Genomic DNA, 20,991 nt, shown 5'->3' on the forward strand with positions numbered 1-20,991 from the left:
ACCGGTTGTCACGCCAGTGGCAGAGCCGGGTAGCCACGTTCGGATCTGATAAACGCTGAAAGCATCTAAGCGTGAAGCAGACTCCAAGATAAGGTCTGGAACCGCAAGGTGAAGACTCCTGGTAGACCACCAGGCAATAGGCCGGAGGTAGAAGCGCAGTAATGCGTGCAGCTGACCGGTACTAATCAGTCGGAGAGTTATTCACTCGCAATCATCATAGTTGCGAATGAAGTTGCAAGATACACACCACACTATTGACGATTTCCCGCTATGCAGTTTTCAGCGAGCATGCACGTGCGCGCTGCAAAGTTTCCGGTGCCGATGGTGGTGGGGCCACACCCGTTCCCATTCCGAACACGGCAGTTAAGCCCACTAACGCCGATGGTACTGCAACCGCAGGGTTGTTGGGAGAGTAGGAAGGCGCCGGATTACTCAAAAGAGCCGGCCGCGAGAGATCGCGGCCGGCTCTTACTGTTGTAGGGAGAGAACCGAACGTATACCGGACAAGGGTATGGGGGCCGAACTCTTCTAACGGACGGATCGCGGACGCGTGCAAACTACAATGGAAGCGCAAAGATCAGTCTCGGAAGGGAGATCTGTATGAAATCAGCATTGCGCATCGCGCTGCCTTTATTGATCGCATTGACCGCGCTGTCGTCAGTCGCTTCAGCCGGCGCGAATTCGCGGGACGGCTGCATGAACCAGTGGCTGTTCAACGGCCTATGGCGCGTCGAGGTGACCAAAGTCGAGCCGTACATGAACGGCGGCCAGCAAACCGGGTGGCAAGTCACTGAAGTCTGGCGCAACGGAACGAGCCAAGAGCTCGCCCCGAGCGACTCCGTTTTGAAAGATCAGCAGCTCACGCTCGCGAGCGGCACGATGCTCGCTTCAGCCACCACCACCGGCACAATGTCGCTGTCGAGTATGCAGTTCCACTCGTTCGCGCCCGCCGCCCAGTTCCAATACTCGCAGATCTTTGTCGCCGCCAACGTCGATCCATCGGACAAACCCAAAGCGGTAGACATCTTGTTCGACGCGGCAAAGCTCTCCCAGCTCACGTTGAAACCGCAGTTCAGTACAGCGCAGCATGATTTCCACTTCCGGCTCGACTGCGTCGCATCGGGTGCGGCCGCACAAGCTCAAGGTGGCGCGAGCGAGATTCAAGCCCGCCAAGGCTGCATGGGGCAGTGGATGTCCAACGGGATATGGCGGATGCGCGCGACCGCCGTCAACCCCGACAACAACAACGATCCGTCAAGCCCGCAGATCGGCTGGATGATCACGCAGGACTGGGTGAATCTCGCGAGCCGGCCGCTCGCGCCGAGCGACGTGTTCGCCCAGGACGAATATCTCGTCACGGCCGGCGGGCAGAACGTGCCATCATCTAACAGTGCCGGCACCTCTATGAACCAGCAACAACTGCAATTCCGCATCTTCGCGCCCGGCAGCTCGTTTACATATCAACAGCGATTCCGATGGGCCGGGCTCGACCCAAACGACAAGCCGACAAAATTGCTCGTGACGTTCGACGGCCCCAAACAAAACGCTCGAGTCGGGCAACCGCACTACACGATGCCGGCGGACTTCCGCATCGACCTGACGTGTACGAAATAGTGTGAGTTGGAGGCGCGGCGAGCCAAAAACCGGAGGAGCCGGCCGCGGGTTATCGCGGCCGGCTTTTTGTCTGCCGTCTTGGGGGTCTGCGCGAGCAATCTCGCAAATGGCAACGCGTCCGTTCAGAGCGGTCAGGTCGGAAGTCCGCATTGCGTCGTGTGAGGTAGCTTCATGCACTTGGACGTCGTGAACGTCATCGCCACCGTGGGCACGTTCGTCGTGATCGCGGCGTCGGCGGTCGCGGCGTTGATTCAACTCCGGCATATGCGCGGCAGCAACCAGATCACGGCGCTCAATGAATTTCGCGAGACACTCGAATCCGGCGAAATCAGCGAAGCTCAGCGCTTCGTGTCGTTCGTACTTCCCGACCGGATGCTTGACCAGGCCGAGCGGGTGAAAATGACCACGCTACCGTTTACCGGTGACTACGCGAAGATCGGGTCGATCGCCAACCTTTTCGAGAGCCTCGGCGAATTCGTGAAGATCGGCATCATCGACGCGAACATCGCGTGCGACATTTGGGGGTTTGTCGTGGTCCGAAACTGGAACGCGCTTGCGCCGCTGACGACCTATATCCGCGTGACGATCGGCATGCCGCAGCTCTGGGAGAATTTCGAATACTTGACGATTCTGGCAAAGCGCTACCTAGAGCGATATCCGAACGGAACGTATCCCGCAAACATGCCACGCATGCCCGAGGACCGGCGGCTGCTAAATACGATCAATCAAGACCGAAACTCACAACCAAGTTGAGGAACGTCGTTTCGTCAGGTTTGAACGCCAGCGATGAACGAGAATAGGTTGATAGCCGCCTGGGAATCGTCCATAAATCACCGCTCAACTATCCTCGCGAGCGCCGTCTGCGGATGTTTTCACTGTCGTAGGTTTTTTGGACCGGGCGAAATCGACGACTGGACGGACCCCGACAACGAAGGAGTTGGAACGACGGCACTTTGCCCAAGGTGCGGAATCGATTCCGTTATCGGTTCGGCCTCGGGATACCCGATGACTGAATCGTTTCTCGGTCAAATGAAAAGGCGCTGGTTTGGAGCGCCGCGGCTGGACAAGAAGCTTCATAAGCGCTAGACCACCTCGCGGGCTCCGTGATATACTGCGGCGTGAAAGAGGGCGCATGCGCGACATCGTACTTCCAGAAGTCAAGCCAGCTCTCGAGTGGATCGGCGGCCGCGCCGTTCAAAAGGTGAGCCCGCAGCGAAAGCATGCACTCGCGCAGACTCGTTTCGCCATGGCACTAGAAGCGTGGGCGCGCGCGGGCGGTCGTGGCACGGTCGGCACTGAATGGGAATTCCGACTCAAGCCGGCAGGCGAGGCGCGCCGGCCCCTCGTGCCCGACGTCGCGTTCATTTCGTTCGAGCGTCTGCCGTACGAAGATGAGGCGGCCTCCGATATCCCGCACGTAGCTCCCGAAGTCGTCGTCGAAGTGCTCTCACCGAACGATCGCCGATCCGACATCGAGGAAAAGATCCGAGTCTATCTCGAGTGCGGCACAGCCGTGATGTTTTTGGTCGATACGGAATCGCAAACTGTTACCATCCGCGACGCCTCGCGAACGATGGGGTTGTCGCGCGGTGACATTCTGTCGCACCACGCGATGCCCGGGTTCTCCCTTCGCGCGAGTGAATTGTTCGATCGGATATCGCCCCGCCCGTAGAGAACGTCGAACTCGGGGGGTTAGAGCGCGGCGAGGCGGCCGCCGTCCACGATCAGCGTCGTGCCGTTCACGAACTTCGCGTCATCCGACGCTAGGAAGCAAATCGCGGCGGCGAGGTCCTCCGGCTTGCCGATCGCGCCGGTCACTTTTTCGGCGCCGCTTTTCACGTTCGGATTATTCCAAAGCATCGGCGTATCTACCGCGCCCGGCGCGACGCTATTGACCCGGATCTGCCGCGAAGCCATCTCAATGCTGAAGCCGCGCGTGAAGGCCTCGATAGCGCCCTTGGACGCCGCGTAGGGCACCACGTTCAACGTGGTCGCATGCGCGTGGACCGAACTGACGTTGACGAACGACGAACCGGCCGACATGTGCGGCGCGCCGTACTTCGCGAAGAAGAAAACCGAGCCGAGGTTCGTCGTGAGCACATGGAAGAAGTCGCTCTCGGCGATATCTACGATGGGAGTGAATGTCATCATCGCTGCGTCGTTGACGATGACATCAATCGTGTTGAACTGCGCAACCGCTTTTGCCACCACCGCCTGAACTTGCGCCGAGTCGCCGACGTCCACGGCGATCGCGATCGCCTTGCCGGCGGCAGCCGCGATCGCCTCGACGGTGGCTTGAGCGGCGTCGAGACGGAGATCCGCAACCACCACGTTCGCGCCTTCCGTGGCCATCTGCATGCAAGTGGCGCGACCGATCCCCGAACCGCCGCCCGTGACGATACACGTTTTTCCGCTGAACCTCATGATGGCAAAAGGCGTTCGCCTTTTGCGGCGAACATCCGGCTCCATGCGACGCGATTTCCGTTTTGGTGTGGCGACCGCCGACCATCAGTGCGAGGCCTACGACGGCCGCGACGACGTCCGCGACGTCTGGGAACGCGTGCGCGGGCTGACATCGCGCGGCCGAGCCACTGACTTTTGGAACCGTTACCGCGAAGACGTCGATCTTGCCAAAGGACTCGGCTGCCGCGCGTTTCGTCTCTCGCTTTCGTGGGCGCGTCTCGAACCCGAAGTGGGCACTTGGGATGACGGCGCATTCGGGCACTACCGCGATGTACTACAGTACATGCGTGACGCCGGCATGACGACGGTCGTCACGCTCCATCACAACACGTGGCCGCTGCACGTGCAGGCCGCAGGCGACGGCGCGGGCATGCTCGACGCACGATTTCCCGAGAGAATGCGCGCGTATGCAGAGCAGGTCGCACGCAGACTCGGCGATCTCATCGATTACTACGTCACGCTCAACGAACCGAATCAACTCGTCTACGGCTACATCAAAGGCTTTTGGATGCGTTCCTATCCCGTGCCGCCCGGCCTAGAGCCGTACGCGACGGGCGAGGAGCAGATGGACGCGGTGCTGCGTCTCATCCCCAATCTGTTTCGCGCTCACGCGCAGGCGCGACAGGCCATCCGCGCCATCAACCCGGATGCCAAAGTCGGATCAAATCCCTTAGTGCTTGGGTTGCCGCGTTGGCTTCAGCGGCTCATCGACCGCAATGCCACGCACTTGAAGTCGCCCGAACAAGCGGTGCGCCAGGCCGCTCGGCTGTCGCAACATAGGATCGTCGATACCGGTTTGGTGGATATTTCGATCGCGCAGATCGCGATGACGCAGCAGCGGATGAATCGCGTGCTCTTCTCCGAACCGTACGCGATCGCGACGCCGGCGCTGTTGCACCCGGCGTCGCTGACCGTTCCATCGGCGCTGCAATCGTGGCCGGTTCGCGTGGGGGTGATCGCAGACTCGCCGACTGCCGCGCGCGTCGGCGGCCTGTTCACCGCCGCGCAAGTCGAATACTATCCCGACATCGCAACCGCGTTCGACGCGCTGCAAAAAAGTTCGATAGATCTCATTTACGATGCCGACCTCCTATTGAAGCCTTGCGCGACGGCAGGATTTGCTCTGACACGACTGCCCCGGCAAGGCTGGCCCCTGTGCGTTGCGGTCGCGCTCGGCAGCCGCGCGCTCCTCAACGCCGTGGATCGTGCGCTACGCGCATTCAAGGAGCGAAACCCGGAACTTCCGCGCGATCACAACCGAAAGACGATCGCCGACATCGGAAAGGGCGCGCGGCCCGAGCGATTGGGCGATGTCCCCGACCTCGACCCGTCGCTGCGCGCCATTCGCAAGCGCGGCGTCTTGCGGGTGGGTATTCATCCCGGTGTGGAGGGGATGTGCATGCCGGACGGTGCCGGCGGATACACGGGGTTGGAGCCGGACCTGGCGCGCGCGATCGCGGACGGGATACTCGAGCCCGGCGCGCGGATATCATTCGTGCCGCTGCGCGGCGACAATCGCTGGAAATCCACCCGATCCATCTTGAGCATCGCCGACGATTTGCGCAAGACGATCGGCATGTTCGGCACGCTGATCGGCACCAACTGGTGGAACCTTGGGATGGCGGGCAAGATTCCGTCGTTCCTGTGTCCGCGAGAGTGCGTAGGCACGCTCGACTACGTCGGCATCGACTACTACTGGGGCATCTCATCGATCTGGCCGAGCGAACTCCATCGCCTCTCTGCGGCCGCGGAGTGCCACTATGCGACGGCGCCCGTCTGGCCCGGTGTTCTCGACGGCATCTTGCGCGAAGCCGAGGAGCAGTTTCCGGGATTGCCGATCATCATCATCGAGAACGGCTGCGTCACCGCGACGGACGGCTTCTCGCGCGCGAAGTATCTGAACGCTCACATCGGACAGGTGGAACGGGCCTTGAAACGAGGTTCGCCGATCGAAGCATATCTGTGCTGGAGCATCACATCGAACCGCGAGTGGGGTCTGCCTTTTGACGACAACAGCGACTTCGGGTTATATCACATCGATCTCGATCGCGACGCGGACCTCAAGCGGACCCCGACCGAAGCGAGCAACCTCTACGCCGAGTTGATCCGCGCGCACTCCGAAAACGCGACCTAAGACGTCAAACCGGCCGCGAACGGTCGCGGCCGGTCGTGGCCACACACGGCGACTAGATCATTCGCTCCAGGCGTTCGTAGCTTGTCTCCATTCCGCTCTCCATGCCCGTGGCGAGCATGGCGTCGCGCGTCTCGGCGTTGGGAAGCGTCATGCGCATCGTCATCAACGTGCCGAGGCCATCGGGCTCAAATCGTGTCTCCACCCGGTTGTCCGGCGTCGGAGCGGGCAAGTGCATCCGCTCGATGTGGACGATCCTGCTGTACGGCTCCAGCTCGACATACTCGCCCGTCAAGTAGAATCCGTTGCCTTTGCCGTCGGTCCATTCGTAGCGGATCCTCCCGTCCGGCCGCGGATCGTTGATGCAGACCGGCATCGTCCATCCATCGGGGCCGAGGAGCCATTTCCGAAGCAGTTCGGGTTCCGTGTGTGCGCGGTAGACCGCTTTGGGCGGCGCCGCGAAACGCCGCGTCACGATGACGTACTTGTCACCTTCGGTCGTCAAGGTCATCTTGCTCATCACTGCATTTCCTTTCGCCTGTTCACAGAGTCGCCAGAACGTCATCGAGACGATCGTAGTTCTTCGCCAGAGCTTTCCTCAACATCGCCAACCACTGATCGATCGCTTTGACGGCGGTGGGCGCTAAACGGCGTGGACGTCGCGATCCGTCAATGCGCTGGACCACAAGTCCGGCCTCCTCGAGAACCTTCAGATGCTGCGAAATGGCCGGCTGGCTGAACTTGAAAGGTTTGGCCAGCTGCATCACGGTCGCCTCACCGCGGGCGAGCCGGTTGAGGATCGCCCGCCGCGTAGGATCTGAGAGTGCGGCAAATGCCGCGTCGAGGTTCGTCACTCGGTTTACCGCCTTTATAAACGATATCTTATATAAGTAACACCTTATTGTCAAGCCCTATCTTCGTACCCGTGACGGCGACGCTGCCCGAGCGGGCAGAAATCCATCGCCGTATTTCATATAACAAGTTCGAAGCGCTCGCAGGCAGGACGTAGCCGGACGCACAGAGGAACGCAGTCGCACGGTAAGAGTGGCTTGAGCCCAATCTTCCCCGTGTGCTTTACCGCTAGACCGGAGCTCCATCATGCTTTTCCGCCGCTTGATTCCGATCGCAGCGTTACTCGTAGTTTCGATCTCCGGATGTTCGAGTCGAGGCGCCGTCCCCGCCCCGACTGCACAGGGCGTAAGCGAATTCGTCCAGCCGGATGCGATCGGAAGCTGGCTCTATGCCTGCGCTCCTAAGTCCAATGCATGCGACGCATTCAAGGTCTCAGGTACGAAGCTGACCTATGCGAAGACGATCACGACCTTGATGTCGATCCCTGAAGGCGGCGTCGCCACCGTTGCGGGTAACTGGTATCAGACTGAGCAGGCAGCGGCCGACATACAGATATTCGCGTCGCACAGCACGGGTCCCACGGGTCCCATCGGTACGCTTGCAGACGCAAACGCGCGGCCTCTTGACGTCGCGATAGACGCATCAGCGAAACTTGTGGCTGTTTCCGATGTATTCGCGGGCAGCGGCGGCCCCGGTGATCTAGCGATCTACAAGAATGGCGCAAGCACCCCCGCATCCAGGCTCACGTTTACGATTGCCGGCGGAAGCGTGGCGGGATTCGGCGCGGCCATCGATCACTCCGGCGACTGCTTCTGGTCGATCAACGATCTGCACAACATCATCGGTGACATCGTCGAATTCAAGAAATGCGCGGGCAAAGGCACCATCGTCGCGTCTACGGCGAAGTTCGACGCCATGGGCGGTCTGACGTTTGACAAATCCGGCAACCTCTTTTACGTCGACCAATTCAAGGGCGTCATGAAGTGCGCGGGCATCAAGAACTGCAAGCTGCTCAAGGGCGGTCTCAATTCCCCGGCGTACATCCGATTTGACTCAGGCTGGAAGCATCTCTGGTTGACCGACAACGGCGCAGGAACCATCATCGCGTTGAATCCGGCTACGGGCGCCGCCGAATCCACGACCCCGGCGCACACCGGCCCTTACTCCGGACTTTCCCTGGCGCCGGGCCCTCTATACTAGGCGGGGTGAGAGATATCCTGAGCGGAAAATATATCGCGGCGTTGTTGTCGCTCATCGCGACCCTTGGCGCCTCGCCGTACCCGACAGAGCCCGCGCCGGCGACGGCAAATGCTTTATTGACGGAGTTTCGGCAGGCGGTCAACGCTCACGACAAGTCAGCCGTCGATGCGCTTGTCTATTGGGGAACGGCCGACGAATGGTCGCGTCAGATGACAGAAACGGTCCTCGAGATCATGGAACGCGAGACCATCGCGTCCATCCATTTGGCGCCGCTTGACGCGTCGAGCAACAAAACCGCGACAATGCCCAACGGTAAGAAGTACGGTCCCAGCATCCCGCCCGTGTATCGCGTCATCGTGGACTATGTCCGCACACCCGGCGTGACCAAAGATGAAAGCTCATTTACGATCGGCAAAGCACATGACGGCTGGTACATAATCGCGATCGCCCCGTTAAAGCAGTAGCCGACAAGGCGGCCGTACGGTCAAAACGCCAGAGCGTTATGGCACGATCGAGTCGCCCACGGCATCGAAAGCCGGTACGCGTTTTCGCTGTACGACGGCACGCCCGCTTGTGAACCGATCGTCACAAGTTCTTCCGTGTCATGATAACAGATGCCGTTCGTCGTCAACGGGTCGAGCGGCGTCGCGTCAAAAATGCCGCGAGCGAGGTGGAACGCATGGGTCAGCTCGTGCGCGAGTCCGACGTGCCCCGGCGTCTTGCGGAAGTTGATCGGAAAGACGTCAGGGTCGAAGAAAACCGTGCTCGCGACGCCCGTGCCGCGAAGCTTCGCCAGTTGCCCGGTCGGCTGCAGCGCGCGCAGCGATCCGATCGGGAATTGCAGGAGCGTAAACGTGCCGACATAGACGGGGTGGTCGCGTCGCGCCGATCCCAACACCCAAGCTGAATCGCTATCGAGCTGCGCGCCGGTCCCCGCCACCGTGCGCAACTGTTTGGAACGGTATACGACGCAGACGTAAATGGAAGGATGCTGCGCGTGAATCGCTTCGATAGCGTAGATCAGATTGTTCCCGGTCCGATTCAAGAAGACATCGTTCAACAACCGCACGAGCTTTGCGCGATGGGCTGGGTCGCCAACGACATAGATAGCGCCGCCGTACAGCGATTGTGCAGGCGCGCCGCCGCATGCCGGTGCAGGTGACGGCGAAGGTCGAGGCGATCGCGACGGCGACGGCCGCGGGGATGGCGACGGTCGCGAAGACGGCGACGGCCTCGGAGACGGCGACGGCCTCGGAGACGGCGACGGTTGGCCGCCGGGTGCGGAGGGACTCGGGAACGGGCTCACGCTTGCTTTCGGACCGGGGATGAACGGCGTGAACGCATAGAGTTTGATGCAAGGCCACTCGGCTTCAATGATCGCACCCGCCTGACGGAAGAGCGCATTCGCCTTTGCGACCAGCGTCCGCGATTGATCCCCGTCCTCAGACCGGCGCGCCTGCTCAGCGAGAAGACCGCCTGACACGATGAGCGTGCGGGCGATGATGATCTGCGCGACGCATCCGGACGTGGCTTTCAAATACCAACCCGGTGCGTTTTTCTTCGCCTTCGTCCACTCGTCCATCGATGCGGTCTGCGCCGTGAGCTTCACATTGCCGCTGTCGTCGGTCACCGAGAGCACTTGGTAGAATCCGACCGCGTCGCGCGCTTCCGCGAAGAGATGCCACAGGCCGAGTACCGCAGCCTTGAGCGGCGGGTCCTGATCCGCGTCGACGTATCCTTGCAGTGTTTCGGCCGCGCTGGTCGATGTTTCACCGCCGTAGCGGGGCGCGGCGGTGAGGGCGAGCGCGACGAGAGCGAGGACCGCTACGAACGTGCGCCTCAAGCGTGACCGCGCGACCATGTCAAAAGCCAACGTTGCACAACCCCACGGGTCGGTTTGCCGCTGTGGCGAGTTTTGTCGTCATCGACGTCGGCTCCCTTCGGAGCCCGCGTGAGAGCCGCGAACCTCGGCAAGCGAGAACCGGCCGCGTATCATCGCGGCCGGTTCGTCACCGTGGAAGCGAGTATCGTTTAGTGATGGACGCGGCGGAAAACGCTCGGCCGCACCGACGCATTCGGCGAGATCATGGGCAACCGCGTCGAGTGATCCCCAAACGGCCTCGCCACGATTCTGTAGTCAAAGGCTATCGTCGATCTGCCGCCCCGCAGCTCGGCGACGTCGAATCCCGTGGGTGTTTTGTCCGCGACAAAGAGACCTTTGCAATCGCCGTCGGGCGTGAGAAAGACGAGGTAGCTCGTGCTGCGGTCGATGACGTTGCCGAATGACCCGTCCAACGCGACGTGCGCGCGCCCGTTCGTCAATTGCGCCGAGCCGAGATCCTCCATCGTAGGCTGGCTTTCGCGGGGCGTGTAGGAGACGACGCGCTTTGCAACATGCCCGCCGGCGATGCATCCGCTATTGCACGTGCCGGCGGTGAATATCTGGCCGGCGATCCGGATATTGCCTGAGGTGTCCAACGCATAGACAGTGTCGAAATTAGCATCGAACCCATCGAAGAGAGTGCCGTTTGCATTGCTCGTGTCAGCTTCGACCGACGCGTACGGCGAATTGGGGTCTTGATTGAATCCGTCCACCGATCCGTAGTTGACGCCCGTGGGCGCCTGTCCGAAGACGCCGCCGCCATTGACCGTTTTCGACTGCACGTTGCCGCCGGTCGTGAAATTGCCGCTCTCATCGATCGTGAACGGCGTGTTGAAACCCACTCTGCCGATGATGAGGCTTCCGCCCTGTCCGCCGCCGGTGACTTGTAACGCAGCACCGTTATTGGCTTTGATCGCATCGACGCCGACAGCGCCGGTCCCGATGATGCCGACGAACGGCGAAGTTCCCGTCACTCCGACCCCGGTTGCATTTGTGGACGTGCCGGAGACGCCGGAAAGAAGATTGCCGGCGTTCGACGTGCCGATCACGCCGTTGCCCTTAGCCGAAACGCCTTTCACGCCGTTGCCGCTGGTAGACGTGCCGGTCACCCCGGTGCCCGACTTCGATACGCCCTTCACACCCGCGTCTAACGAACCGGACGGCGATGAATCTGTGCCGAGCACGCCGGCAGCGTTCGTCGTCTTCGTGCCCACAAGCGTCGTGGATCCGGTCAGCCCGGATCCCTTGACGCTGCTGGAAGCCACGCCGGGACCTGAGCTCGAGTTCGCATATGACACACAACCGCCCGTGCTCGAGCACGTGGTATCCGGTGCACCGCCGCCGTCGGCCAGGACGCGGCCAATAGTGGACGCGCTCGTGAGGGTGCCGAGGCCGATCGCGAATACCACCGCGGCCAGAACCAGAAGTTTCTGCTTCAACATAACTTTTCTCCAATGAGCTGCGCCGAGACGCGAGTACCTCGCCTCACGCGAATGATGTAGGTCGGATTGTAGCACTCAGCCGACGCGTCAGCGTCCGACCACGGCCCTATCGGACTCAGCCTGCCCCACCCTGGGCGGTCCCGCGACTGGCTAAGAAAACCGCGCCCAGCGGCTCCCTCCGGCAGGGGGCCAGAAAGGCTCGGGTTGTCGTGTGACAGAAAATTCGGAACGTGTTCGTCCACCGCCTCAAACTACGGCCGCCGCAGGTGCTTGCGACGTGGCTCGAGCGGCCACATCTCGAAAAGCGCCTGCATTCGGGCGTGCGCGTTATGTCATTGGCGACTGGGCCTGGGTACGGCAAGACCGTGCTCGCTGCTCGGCTCTACGCCGCGTGGACCGGAACGAAGCTCTGGTACGGCTTGGACGCCACCGATCGTGATCTTTCGGTCTTTGCCGCGCACCTCAACGCGGGGATCAAATCTCTCGGCGTCGAGCCGCCGACATTCGATGCGACCGCGGCGAATACGCTCGGTTCGCCCAGAGAAGTAGGTACGCGGTTCGCGGAGTGCATCGCCGAAACGGCGCACGCGACGCTCTTCGTCTTCGACGATGTCCACTTCCTCGAAGGCGGTCGAGCGCTCGGCGCACTGTCGGAGTTCGTCGAGCGTTCTTGCAAACTCGGCGCGTCCTTCATCCTGTGCGGTCGATCAATCCCGATCTCTCTGCACAACGTCGCCGCTTCGGCGCAACTCGTCGCGATCGGACCTGGGGATCTCGCGTTCAGTAAGATCGAGACGGATGCGTTCTTGAAGCGTGCGCGCGGCGATGCCGAACGGCTGGACAGCATCGCGCATCTCGCAAAACGCGCAGAAGGGTGGGCGGCCGGGCTAGCCCTTATCGCATCGGACAGGACGATGGGAGAGGCCGATGCCGAGCGCGAGGCCCTCACCGCGCGCGACGACGACGCGCGGCAATACCTCTTCGACTACCTCGCAGCGGAAGTGCTCGAAAGCCTCAGCGAGCGGGAACGAAGGTTTCTCGAAGAGACGTCCATCCTCGACCAGCTCGAGACCGCGTTGTGCGATGCGATCCGCGACGCCGACGACTCTCGCGCTCTGCTCGAGTCGTTCGCGCGGCGTGGCCTGTTCGTCACGCGTCAGTCAGACGATGCGTACGCGTATCATCAACTATTTCGCGACTTTCTCCGCCACACGCTGACGCGGTCGCATCAATCCGATTCCGTCGCGCAATTGCACCGTCGCGCGGCCGCATTCCTGACGGCGCGAGGAGATGCGCCGCTTGCGATCGAGCACCGGCTCGTCGCGGGCGACGAGGCCGATGCCGCCGCCGCGCTCGAAAGCGCCGCATTCAAACTGCTGCGGGCCGGTCTCGTGACAACCGTGAGCGGTCTCATGCGGCGCCTCACCACACCGCGCATCGAAGCAAGCCCGACTCTGCTCGCCGCGCTCGGACACGTGCAACGCGATCGCGGAGAGTGGGATGCCGCGCTCTCGTCGCTTGAACGGGCCATGACCGCGGCGCGCACGGTCAAGGCCTACGACGTGTTAGCCGAAGCCGTGCGCATTTGTGCGCCCATCCTCGCATCGCGCGGAGAATTCGATCGGCTTCGCTCGATGCTGGACGAGGCGCTGTCGCCGGGATTCGATCTTCCCGAGACGAGCCTGACCTCGCTGCGGATGACCAAGGCAGCGGTAGACGTCGAAACCGATCGGCTCGAAGAGGCGCTCGAGTTGTATCGCGAGATCACGCCGGTCCTTGTCGCTCGCGGCGATTTGCCGGCGCATGGACAAGTGCTCCACAACACCGCGGTCGCTCATCTGCGCCGGGGCGATGTGTACGCCGGGCTCGCCATGTACGAGCGCGCGCTGAAACTCAAAGAGTCGGCCGGCCAGCGCGTTTCGATGCTCACGACGCTCGAAGATCTCGTGTATGTCAAGACGCTCCTCGGCGATGTGGACGAGGCGCGACGCTTGGTCGACCCGCTCGTGTCGCAGGCCAAGGATCTCGGGGCGACCGCAATCGTGGCGCGCGGGCTCGAGCAGCGCGGGGTCCACTGTCTTTTCAGCGGCGATATAGACGGCGCCCTAGAAGCTTTCCGCTCAGCCGAGGCCGCATGCGACCCGGGGGACATGCTCGTACTGCCGGACATCGAGCACGGCCTGGCGCAATGCGCGTTGCGAGCCGGCGATATCGCAAACGCGGACATACTGTGCGCACGCGCGATAGCGGTATTCCGCGGCGCCGGCCGCCGGCAGCAAGTGGCTCCGATTTTGCTCACGCGAGCGTCGTGCGCATTTGCCGGCGGCGATGCCTCGCTTGCCGCAAGACTCGCGCGTGAGGCGATCGCCGCTTCCGCTGATGGCCCGAACGCGCTCTTCAACGCAAGCGTCTGCCTCGATGCAGCGCCAGTGTTGATGCGTTGCGCCCAAGAGATGTCTGCAGCGGACGCCGCCGACTGCGACCGAGATGCATCGCACGCGGTGACTACGGCTGTCGCGATCATCCATCAGCGCGACTACCGGTTCTTGCTTCGCACGAAAGCTGCGGCCTTCGAAGAGCTGTTGCCGCACATGCGGCGGTGGCGCGTCGGCTCGGGATTGATCCCCGATATCAAAGATGATGCAGCGCTAGCGCCGCTTCGGATCGAGATGCTCGGCCAGCTGCGCGTTCTGGTCGAGGGGGAACCGGTTCCGCCAGAAGCGTGGAAGCGGCGCCGCGCCCTCGAGATCTTCGCATATCTTGCGGAGTGCGCTGGGGCCGGCGTGTCGCGCGCCCGACTTATCGATCTATTCTGGCCGGAAAGCGATGCCGACGCCGCACACGACAACCTGCGCGTCACGATCACCGCCATTCGAAAGGCCGTGGGCGACGTCATCAAGTACGAAGCGAACGCGTACCGGTTCGTGGCGCCGAAGGGCGCGACCGTGGACGTGCAGGAGTTCAAGGCACACATCGATGCGGCGCGCCAGGCCGACGGGTCGGCGAACTTCTCGGAGGCGCGCAGGCGCTACCAATCCGCCGTCGACCTGTATCGCGGCGATTTCCTCGAGGGCATGCAGGAAGGCGGCTGGCAATGGCGCGAGCGCGAGCTGCTGCGCGCGGGATGCCTGGAATCTCTGCGCTGGCTTGCAGATTTCGCGCGCAAGACCGGCGATGCACGTGCGCAACGGTCGGCAGTCGAGAGGCTCCTGGAGGTGGCTCCGTTCGAGCTCGAAGCGGTCAAGACGCGGCTGGACGCACTCTGTCGAGAATCCCGCATCGCGGAAGCCAAGCGAGACTACGAGGAATGGCGTTCCCGTTACCGTGCCGCGGTCGGCGCGGAAGCTCCGGATATCTGGCGCGCCGTCGAACCCGCGCTGACGGCGAGCGTGTCCCAAGAATCGGTCCCGGCCCCCATCTAGGATTTCGCGCTTGTTCGTGGTTTGTCACAGGCCGGGGTATATGATGTCCACGTCGGGAGGACGATTGATGCACCGTCGTGTCGCCGTCGCGTTCATGGTTGCCGTTTGTGCCTCGCTTTGGGGCGTCTCAGCATTGGCGCTCACAGGTGACGGAGTGGCGGCCACGGTGCCGCAGTTCGAGCAGGTCGCGTCTCTCGTCGGCCCCGCACCGCCGACCCGCCAAGTACATCTCGTCGTTTTTCTCGGGTATCCGAATCAGGCCGCGGTCGACAACTTCACCAACGCGGTCAATAACCCAGGGTCGCCGATGTATGGCGCCTTCCTGACACCAAGCCAATTTGACGCAAGTTTTGGACCGTCCGGACACACGTACTCCACGGTCGAATACGTCTTGACCGGTGCGGGCATGCGAGTGGTCCAGTCGTACGCAAACCACAAGGTGATCGATGTCGTGGCGACCGTTGCGCAAGCCGACGCGCTTTTCGACACGGTCATCGACGAATACAGCTATCAGAACGTCATCTACTATGCGAACTCGGTTCCCGCGCTCGTGCCCAACGCTCTCAAGGGCGTCGTCATGGCGGTGAGCGGGTTCAATAATTTCGCGCACAAATTCGCGACGCCGCTGACCGCATTGCCCGGCCCAAGCGGATTTGGCCCGCTGGACATCGAGACTGCCTACAACGAACCGATCCACGTCAGGCCGCTCGTGAACGGAGCGGGCGCCACGCTCGCGGTCGAAACCGTCTACGACTATAACGACTCAGACCTCGCCGGCTATTGGAACGCGTACGGCGTGAAGCACGGCGGGTACGTGCAGCGCGTCTTCGTCGGCGATCCCGTGAACCAAGGGCTTCCTGCCCCCGGCCAAAACGACGAGACCACCCTCGACGTCGAGCAGACGACGAGCAATGCCCCCGGAGCGAACGCTCTCGTCTACGAGGGAGCGGATCCGCTCAACTCCACGTTCGACGACGTCTACGAACAGACGGTGCTCGATCCGCGCGTCGACGTGGTATCGACTTCATGGGGTTCGTGCGAAGCGGGCGCCGATCCAAACGAAGTCGCGGCGGACAACGATCTCTTCGAGCAGGGCGCCGCGGAAGGCCAGACTCGGTTCGCCGCGTCCGGTGATAACGGGTCGAAGGATTGCGGCACGAACAATCCGCCGGACGGTCTGCCCGGCGAGCCGAATCCGACTAATGTCGATTTTCCGGCGAGCTCTCCATGGATCGCCGCAGCGGGCGGCACGACGCTTTCCCTCAAACCGGATCGCGCGATTCGAGCCGAGACCGGATGGTCGGGGAGCGGCGGCGGCGTATCGGCGTTCTTCTCGGTGCCGGCGTATCAGGCCGACGTGACGACACTTGCGAATCCCAATTACCGCAACGTGCCTGACGTCGCGCTCGACGCCGACCCCAACACGCCGTACGCCCTCTATTATTTCGGTACGTGGGCGCTTCCCGTGGGCGGCACAAGCGCCGTAGCTCCGAACCTGGCTGCGCTTTACTCGCAGATCGACGGCTACTATGGACGCCGTCTGGGGCTCGCGCAGACCGGCTTGTATTGGGGCTTCGTGGCGCACACGTACCCCGGCCGCGCGTGGCACGATATCGTGTCCGGCAGCAACGGAGATTTTCAGGACCACGTGGGCTACGACAACGTGACGGGCGTCGGTTCCCTCAACGGCAACGCCTACATGATGCAGATCCCGCGGACACACCACAAGACGCCTCTGTAGGAAGCGGGATGGCGGAATGGCCGACTGCGTGCGCTGCAAACGGGCAGATGCGCCTCTTGTTCGTATAGACGGCGAGCTGTTCTGTTTGGACTGCGCGCGTTTGCTCGGAAAATTGCCGCCGCCGAAAGAACGCGACGATAAACCGTAGTCCAAAGAATTCCCGCGGCCGTTACTCAACTGTTCGCGGCTTGTAACTTCCCGGATGCTATGGTTCGAAGGCCGGCGAGAGAAGATGCGTCGGCGCATCAGCCATGCCGGCCTAGCCGGTCCGAAGGGAAGGTACGAACACGATGAATGTTCCGAAGATCCTCGCCGCGATGGCGCTCCTCGCGGTCGCAGCGCCCGCGGCGGCGGCCGAGCGCTCGTATTCGCGCTACGTCCCCACCGTCACATGGGCCCAGACCGCTACCCAAGCGGTTCCGCTCGCGGCGACGCCGCAGCGCGCGTTTGCGCTTGGCCGTCTTTCGGAGTCGGTGCCGCTGCGCATCGTCGTCGGACTGAGCATGCGCGATCGCGCAGGAGCCGACCGTTTGATCCGTCGTCAATACACACCGGCCGACGTCTTGTTCGACAATTTCTTGACGCCCGCGCAGTTCACGACTGCATTCAATCCGACACGATCCCAAGCGATCGCCGTCGCCACATATCTGCAGAGCAAAGGCTTTACAAACATCGGCATCGAGCCGAACAACCTGATCGTGACTGCAACGGGCAGCGCGTCGCGAGCCGAGGCGGCCTTCAACACGGCCATCCGGGCGACGCAGTATAACGGTCAGATCTACTATGGTAACGTGACGCCTGCGATGGTCCCGTCGCAACTGCGCGGCTTGGTCGTCGCGGTGCTCGGCCTCAACAACGCGTACCGCATGAGGACGCATATCCAAGTCACGCGCAGCAACCCATTTGCGCAGCCGCGCAACGCCGGACCGCACGTCGTAGCGGCGAACACACCGCCGCCTTGCCTGCAAGTCGTGAACGGGATCTGCGTCGGCGGCGAATACAGCCCGCCGCAATATCAAGTCGCCTACGACGCGTGTCCGAAGGCGTGCACCGGCGCGTATACGTCGATCGCCGTGATGGCGGAAGGCAACGTGGCGCAAGTGCAGACCGACTTGCGCTATGCCGAGACGTATTGGGGTCTGCCGAAAGTGCCGTACTCCGTGGTCAAAGTCGGAACATCCGGCGTCGACGTCTCCGGTCTTGATGAATGGGACCTCGATACGCAGATATCGAGCGGCATCGCACAAAAGGTCAAGCATCTCTACCTTTACGACACGACGTCACTCAACGATTCTGACATCTCGCTCGAAGTCAGTCACTGGGTCAACGACGATCTCGCGCAAGCCGGCAACTCGTCGTTCGGCGAACCAGAGACGCTGGCGTACGCCGATGGCTCGATGCTGTTGGACGATGAAGAGTTCAATCAAGCAGCGGCACAAGGCCAGACGATGTTCGCCTCGACCGGCGACAACGGCGAAGGTTGCCCGGTGATCGCCGCCACGGGCGCGCCGCTCACGGGCACCCCCGAGAATTGCTATCCGGCTACGTCGCCGTACGTGGTCGCGGTCGGCGGCACGACGCTCGACACCAACGCAAACGGCACCGGACCGGGCACGTACTACGGAGAGCACGCCTGGATCGCCACCGGCGGCGGATTCAGCACGGTCGAATATGCGCCATACTGGGAGATGAACGGCATCGACCAAGGTGCGACGGTTCTCGGCGAAGCCGGAACCGGCCGCGGGATGTCCGACATTTCGATGTGCGCCGACAACAACGGTTGCCCGATGGACGTCGTCGTGAACGCGCCTGCGACCTCGGGCGTCGGCGGCACGAGCCTGTCGTCGCCGATGTCGATGGGCGTCTGGGCGCGCCTCGAATCGAGCAACTTCAACAAGCTCGGCTTTGCGGCACCGGTGCTCTACGGTGTGTACGGTTACTACGAGCCGTGCCCGCTTGGATCGAAGCAATGCGTGCCCGTTTCGGAGACGATGACGAGTGCGCTACCCCCCGACGAAACCGGCACGATCGGCGGATTCCACGACGTCTTGTTCGGTGACAACGGCCTCGGTGCGCCGGCCGGACCTGGCTGGGATACGCCGACCGGATTGGGTTCGATCGACATCTGCGTCATGCAGGCCGACATCAAGAACTCGATATTCTCCGGACACTGACGACACGACGTGGGGCGGATCGAAAGGTCCGCCCCTTTTTTTGTCGTCCACTCGGTGCCTAGTACCGGCGGATGCGCGCTTGTCCGGTCAGACCAAAGACGGTGACGCTGTACGCACCCCCCACGTATACCTTACCGTTCATCACTGTGGGGACCAGATACGCGCCGCCTTTCGGATTCAGCCACATCGAGACGGGCGCCGAATACAATTCCGTGTAGACTGAGCTAGCATCATACGCGACAAGCATCACGGGGGTCGTCTGGATGTTGTTCGGGCGGACCAGCGACCAGACGATCCCAGTGCCTGGCATAGACCCGTTTGACGACACGACCGGCGTCGAGCCGCCCAATCCGGTGAACGTATTCGGCGATTTCGCGAAAAGCGTGAAATGCGTGTTCGTCCCCGTCAACAGCTTGAACTGTTTGAGCCTGTCTTGATTGCCGCTGTAATAGACCATCGGGCCCTTCGGCGAGCGGTAATACGCAGGACCGCCATGCACGCCGACTGACTTGAATCCCACCTCGTGCGGCAGTTCTTGTACGATCATATCAGGGCCGCCGGGCGTGTATCCGCCCATCGCATCGCGATTCATGAGATAGAGCCAGCCGGCCTTGCCGCACGCCACCGCGAGGTGGGGGATCGCGCCGGGCTGGTCCGGGAGCAGCATCGTTCCTGCGCTGCCCAAGTCCAGGTCGCTTGAATTCAACAAAGAGATCGTGTAAGGCGTGAAATAATCCAGAATCGATAGCGCCGGGCTGAGCTTGACCACGCTGTTTCCGTAGTCGCCGTTGCTCGGCGTCGCGTTCGGCAGCGAGTTGCCGATCGCGGCGAAGACGTTGCCTTGCGCGTCTGCGGCCGGAGCGAACCCCGATCCCCAGATGGTCGCCATCGTGGGATACGCCGCGTCCGTCGTCGGGCTAAAACTCGCGAGCTGTGCCAGCGTGTTCTCGTCGTATGCGAAGATGTAACCATTGGAGAGCATCAGCGACGCGTCGCCGTGCGACGCGAAGGGCACATAGACGATGCCGTTGACCAACAGCAATCCCGCTCGTTGCAGCTCCCACTGCGAGACGAACGGCTTGAGCGTGCCATCCGACATGGTGACGCCGCCGCCGACGACGACGGGGCTGCCGGCATTGTCCAAGCCGGTGTCCAGCGCGATCGAGTGCAGCACATGCTGGAAGAGTTTGCCCATAGGTCCGGTCTGCAGCGTCGCAGCAACCACGAAGAGCGCGTTTGCCGATCGATCTATGACGGGCGTGCCCGTGATCCCCACCATGGGCCAGACATTTTGGTTCTGGTAGTTGACCTGAACTTTCGTGACGGCGGTGATACCGCTCATCGGGTCGACAAGGCTGCGTTGCCAGAGCACGACGCCGGTGTCGGCGTCAAATGCGTAAATCGTGTCGTTCTCGGTGCAGATATATAAGACGTTATGCAGCAGGCCATCGGGCATGAGAAGCCCGTTCACGATCAACGGCTGCGCGTACGCGTTGCCGTCGATCGGCAGCGTGAAGAGCGGACCGAACGTCGAAGGCGAGACATTGGACGTCGTCAAGGTCGTCTCGTACGGATTCCAACCGGTCCGCAAATTATCGAAGTGATACGTTGTGGCGTCGGCCTGCACGACGGCCGGTCGCAGGGCATGCATGCCGGCCGGACCAAGCCCGGCAAAGCTAGCGGTGACCGCCGTTCCGGGGCGAAGTGCAAAACGTAACGGCACGCGCGCGACGCCGAACCGCGAGAATCCGCGGCCCAGCCAATAACCGTCTGCGAAAACATCCACGGAGGTTCCCGGGGCGACGTGCGTCACCACAACGTAGCGCGAGGATTGGTCAAGGTCGAGAACCTGCGGCTTGGCGGGCGGCGTCAGACGAAGGCCGGTGAACGATTGCAGCAAAGCGGCGATGATCAAAGCGATTGCCATCATATACGACAAGTATTCGGCCGCTTGGCCCCTAGAGCATTGATTTCACGGTCACAATCGCGCCAAGTTGGGACCTCCACGCAGCGGACCCTGGGCGTACAGTCCTAGCCGCCGAGGGAACTTCACGCTAGACGGAAACGTTG

The 20,991-nt window shown here is 62.1% G+C and carries 15 protein-coding genes and 2 rRNA genes; 11 read left to right on the forward strand and 6 right to left on the reverse strand.

Annotated features, from left to right (window positions below):
• The 5 genes from VKT51_03890 to VKT51_03910 form a co-directional block, all read left to right on the forward strand.
• Positions 1–205: ribosomal RNA gene (locus VKT51_03890) — 23S ribosomal RNA — on the forward strand; the annotation flags it as partial.
• Between the two features lie 106 nt (positions 206–311).
• Positions 312–429 (forward strand): 5S ribosomal RNA (rrf, locus tag VKT51_03895).
• A 171-nt stretch (positions 430–600) separates the two neighbouring features.
• Complete coding sequence (locus VKT51_03900) at positions 601–1,614, forward strand: hypothetical protein (GenBank protein ID HLJ83306.1); 1,014 nt, start codon at positions 601–603, stop codon at positions 1,612–1,614.
• A gap of 171 nt (positions 1,615–1,785) precedes the next feature.
• On the forward strand, positions 1,786–2,367 hold the full coding sequence (locus VKT51_03905) for a hypothetical protein (GenBank protein ID HLJ83307.1): 582 nt from the start codon (positions 1,786–1,788) through the stop codon (positions 2,365–2,367).
• A gap of 379 nt (positions 2,368–2,746) precedes the next feature.
• Positions 2,747–3,286 (forward strand): Uma2 family endonuclease, encoded by a 540-nt coding sequence (locus VKT51_03910; protein ID HLJ83308.1) that lies wholly within the window; start codon positions 2,747–2,749, stop codon positions 3,284–3,286.
• A gap of 20 nt (positions 3,287–3,306) precedes the next feature.
• On the opposite strand, the gene VKT51_03915 is transcribed toward VKT51_03910, so the two are convergent.
• Positions 3,307–4,083, reverse strand: a complete 777-nt coding sequence (locus VKT51_03915; protein ID HLJ83309.1) for an SDR family oxidoreductase — start codon at positions 4,081–4,083, stop codon at positions 3,307–3,309.
• Between VKT51_03915 and VKT51_03920 the strand changes: the two genes are divergently transcribed.
• Positions 4,082–6,211 (forward strand): family 1 glycosylhydrolase, encoded by a 2,130-nt coding sequence (locus tag VKT51_03920; protein HLJ83310.1) that lies wholly within the window; start codon positions 4,082–4,084, stop codon positions 6,209–6,211. The genes VKT51_03915 and VKT51_03920 overlap by 2 nt on opposite strands.
• 52 nt (positions 6,212–6,263) lie before the next feature.
• Here the strand turns inward: VKT51_03920 and VKT51_03925 are convergent, their stop codons facing one another.
• Entirely contained in the window at positions 6,264–6,728 is a 465-nt protein-coding gene (locus VKT51_03925) for an SRPBCC domain-containing protein (GenBank protein HLJ83311.1), read from the reverse strand.
• Between the two features lie 22 nt (positions 6,729–6,750).
• The gene (locus tag VKT51_03930; GenBank protein HLJ83312.1) at positions 6,751–7,062 is read right to left on the reverse strand and encodes a metalloregulator ArsR/SmtB family transcription factor; all 312 of its coding nucleotides are present in this window, start codon (positions 7,060–7,062) and stop codon (positions 6,751–6,753) included.
• A gap of 244 nt (positions 7,063–7,306) precedes the next feature.
• On the opposite strand from VKT51_03930, the gene VKT51_03935 reads away from it, so the two are divergent.
• Together VKT51_03935 and VKT51_03940 are read left to right on the forward strand one after the other, a co-directional pair.
• A complete protein-coding gene (locus VKT51_03935) occupies positions 7,307–8,260 on the forward strand; it encodes a hypothetical protein (GenBank protein HLJ83313.1) in 954 nt (317 codons plus the stop codon).
• Positions 8,261–8,265: 5 nt separating this feature from the next.
• Complete coding sequence (locus tag VKT51_03940; GenBank protein HLJ83314.1) at positions 8,266–8,724, forward strand: hypothetical protein; 459 nt, start codon at positions 8,266–8,268, stop codon at positions 8,722–8,724.
• Positions 8,725–8,744: 20 nt separating this feature from the next.
• Here VKT51_03940 and VKT51_03945 read toward each other — a convergent pair whose 3' ends face one another.
• Together VKT51_03945 and VKT51_03950 are read right to left on the reverse strand one after the other, a co-directional pair.
• Entirely contained in the window at positions 8,745–10,103 is a 1,359-nt protein-coding gene (locus VKT51_03945; GenBank protein HLJ83315.1) for a hypothetical protein, read from the reverse strand.
• Positions 10,104–10,291: 188 nt separating this feature from the next.
• The gene (locus VKT51_03950) at positions 10,292–11,581 is read right to left on the reverse strand and encodes a hypothetical protein (GenBank protein ID HLJ83316.1); all 1,290 of its coding nucleotides are present in this window, start codon (positions 11,579–11,581) and stop codon (positions 10,292–10,294) included.
• 233 nt (positions 11,582–11,814) lie between these two features.
• Between VKT51_03950 and VKT51_03955 the strand changes: the two genes are divergently transcribed.
• From VKT51_03955 to VKT51_03965, 3 genes are all read left to right on the forward strand, one after another.
• Complete coding sequence (locus tag VKT51_03955; GenBank protein HLJ83317.1) at positions 11,815–15,006, forward strand: BTAD domain-containing putative transcriptional regulator; 3,192 nt, start codon at positions 11,815–11,817, stop codon at positions 15,004–15,006.
• A 67-nt stretch (positions 15,007–15,073) separates the two neighbouring features.
• On the forward strand, positions 15,074–16,747 hold the full coding sequence (locus tag VKT51_03960; GenBank protein ID HLJ83318.1) for a S53 family peptidase: 1,674 nt from the start codon (positions 15,074–15,076) through the stop codon (positions 16,745–16,747).
• A gap of 290 nt (positions 16,748–17,037) precedes the next feature.
• Positions 17,038–18,921 carry a S53 family peptidase gene (locus VKT51_03965; GenBank protein HLJ83319.1) on the forward strand — a complete coding sequence of 628 codons (1,884 nt, stop codon included), beginning with the start codon at positions 17,038–17,040 and terminating at the stop codon, positions 18,919–18,921.
• A gap of 58 nt (positions 18,922–18,979) precedes the next feature.
• Here VKT51_03965 and VKT51_03970 read toward each other — a convergent pair whose 3' ends face one another.
• Positions 18,980–20,848, reverse strand: coding sequence for a hypothetical protein (locus VKT51_03970; protein HLJ83320.1), 1,869 nt, complete (start codon positions 20,846–20,848; stop codon positions 18,980–18,982).
• Positions 20,849–20,991 lie beyond the last annotated feature (143 nt).

The organism is Candidatus Eremiobacteraceae bacterium, from assembly GCA_035295225.1.
GTDB lineage: Bacteria > Vulcanimicrobiota > Vulcanimicrobiia > Eremiobacterales > Eremiobacteraceae > JABCYQ01.

Excerpts from the sequence above, each read along its gene's own strand:
- VKT51_03935 (HLJ83313.1), top strand. The coding sequence starts at position 7,307 with ATGCTTTTCCGCCGCTTGATTCCGATCGCAGCGTTACTCGTAGTTTCG.
- VKT51_03910 (HLJ83308.1), top strand. The coding sequence starts at position 2,747 with ATGCGCGACATCGTACTTCCAGAAGTCAAGCCAGCTCTCGAGTGGATC.
- VKT51_03900 (HLJ83306.1), top strand. The coding sequence starts at position 601 with ATGAAATCAGCATTGCGCATCGCGCTGCCTTTATTGATCGCATTGACC.
- VKT51_03915 (HLJ83309.1), bottom strand. The coding sequence starts at position 4,083 with ATGGAGCCGGATGTTCGCCGCAAAAGGCGAACGCCTTTTGCCATCATG.
- VKT51_03920 (HLJ83310.1), top strand. The coding sequence starts at position 4,082 with ATGCGACGCGATTTCCGTTTTGGTGTGGCGACCGCCGACCATCAGTGC.
- VKT51_03905 (HLJ83307.1), top strand. The coding sequence starts at position 1,786 with ATGCACTTGGACGTCGTGAACGTCATCGCCACCGTGGGCACGTTCGTC.
- VKT51_03965 (HLJ83319.1), top strand. The coding sequence starts at position 17,038 with ATGAATGTTCCGAAGATCCTCGCCGCGATGGCGCTCCTCGCGGTCGCA.
- VKT51_03960 (HLJ83318.1), top strand. The coding sequence starts at position 15,074 with ATGCACCGTCGTGTCGCCGTCGCGTTCATGGTTGCCGTTTGTGCCTCG.
- VKT51_03970 (HLJ83320.1), bottom strand. The coding sequence starts at position 20,848 with ATGGCAATCGCTTTGATCATCGCCGCTTTGCTGCAATCGTTCACCGGC.
- VKT51_03925 (HLJ83311.1), bottom strand. The coding sequence starts at position 6,728 with ATGAGCAAGATGACCTTGACGACCGAAGGTGACAAGTACGTCATCGTG.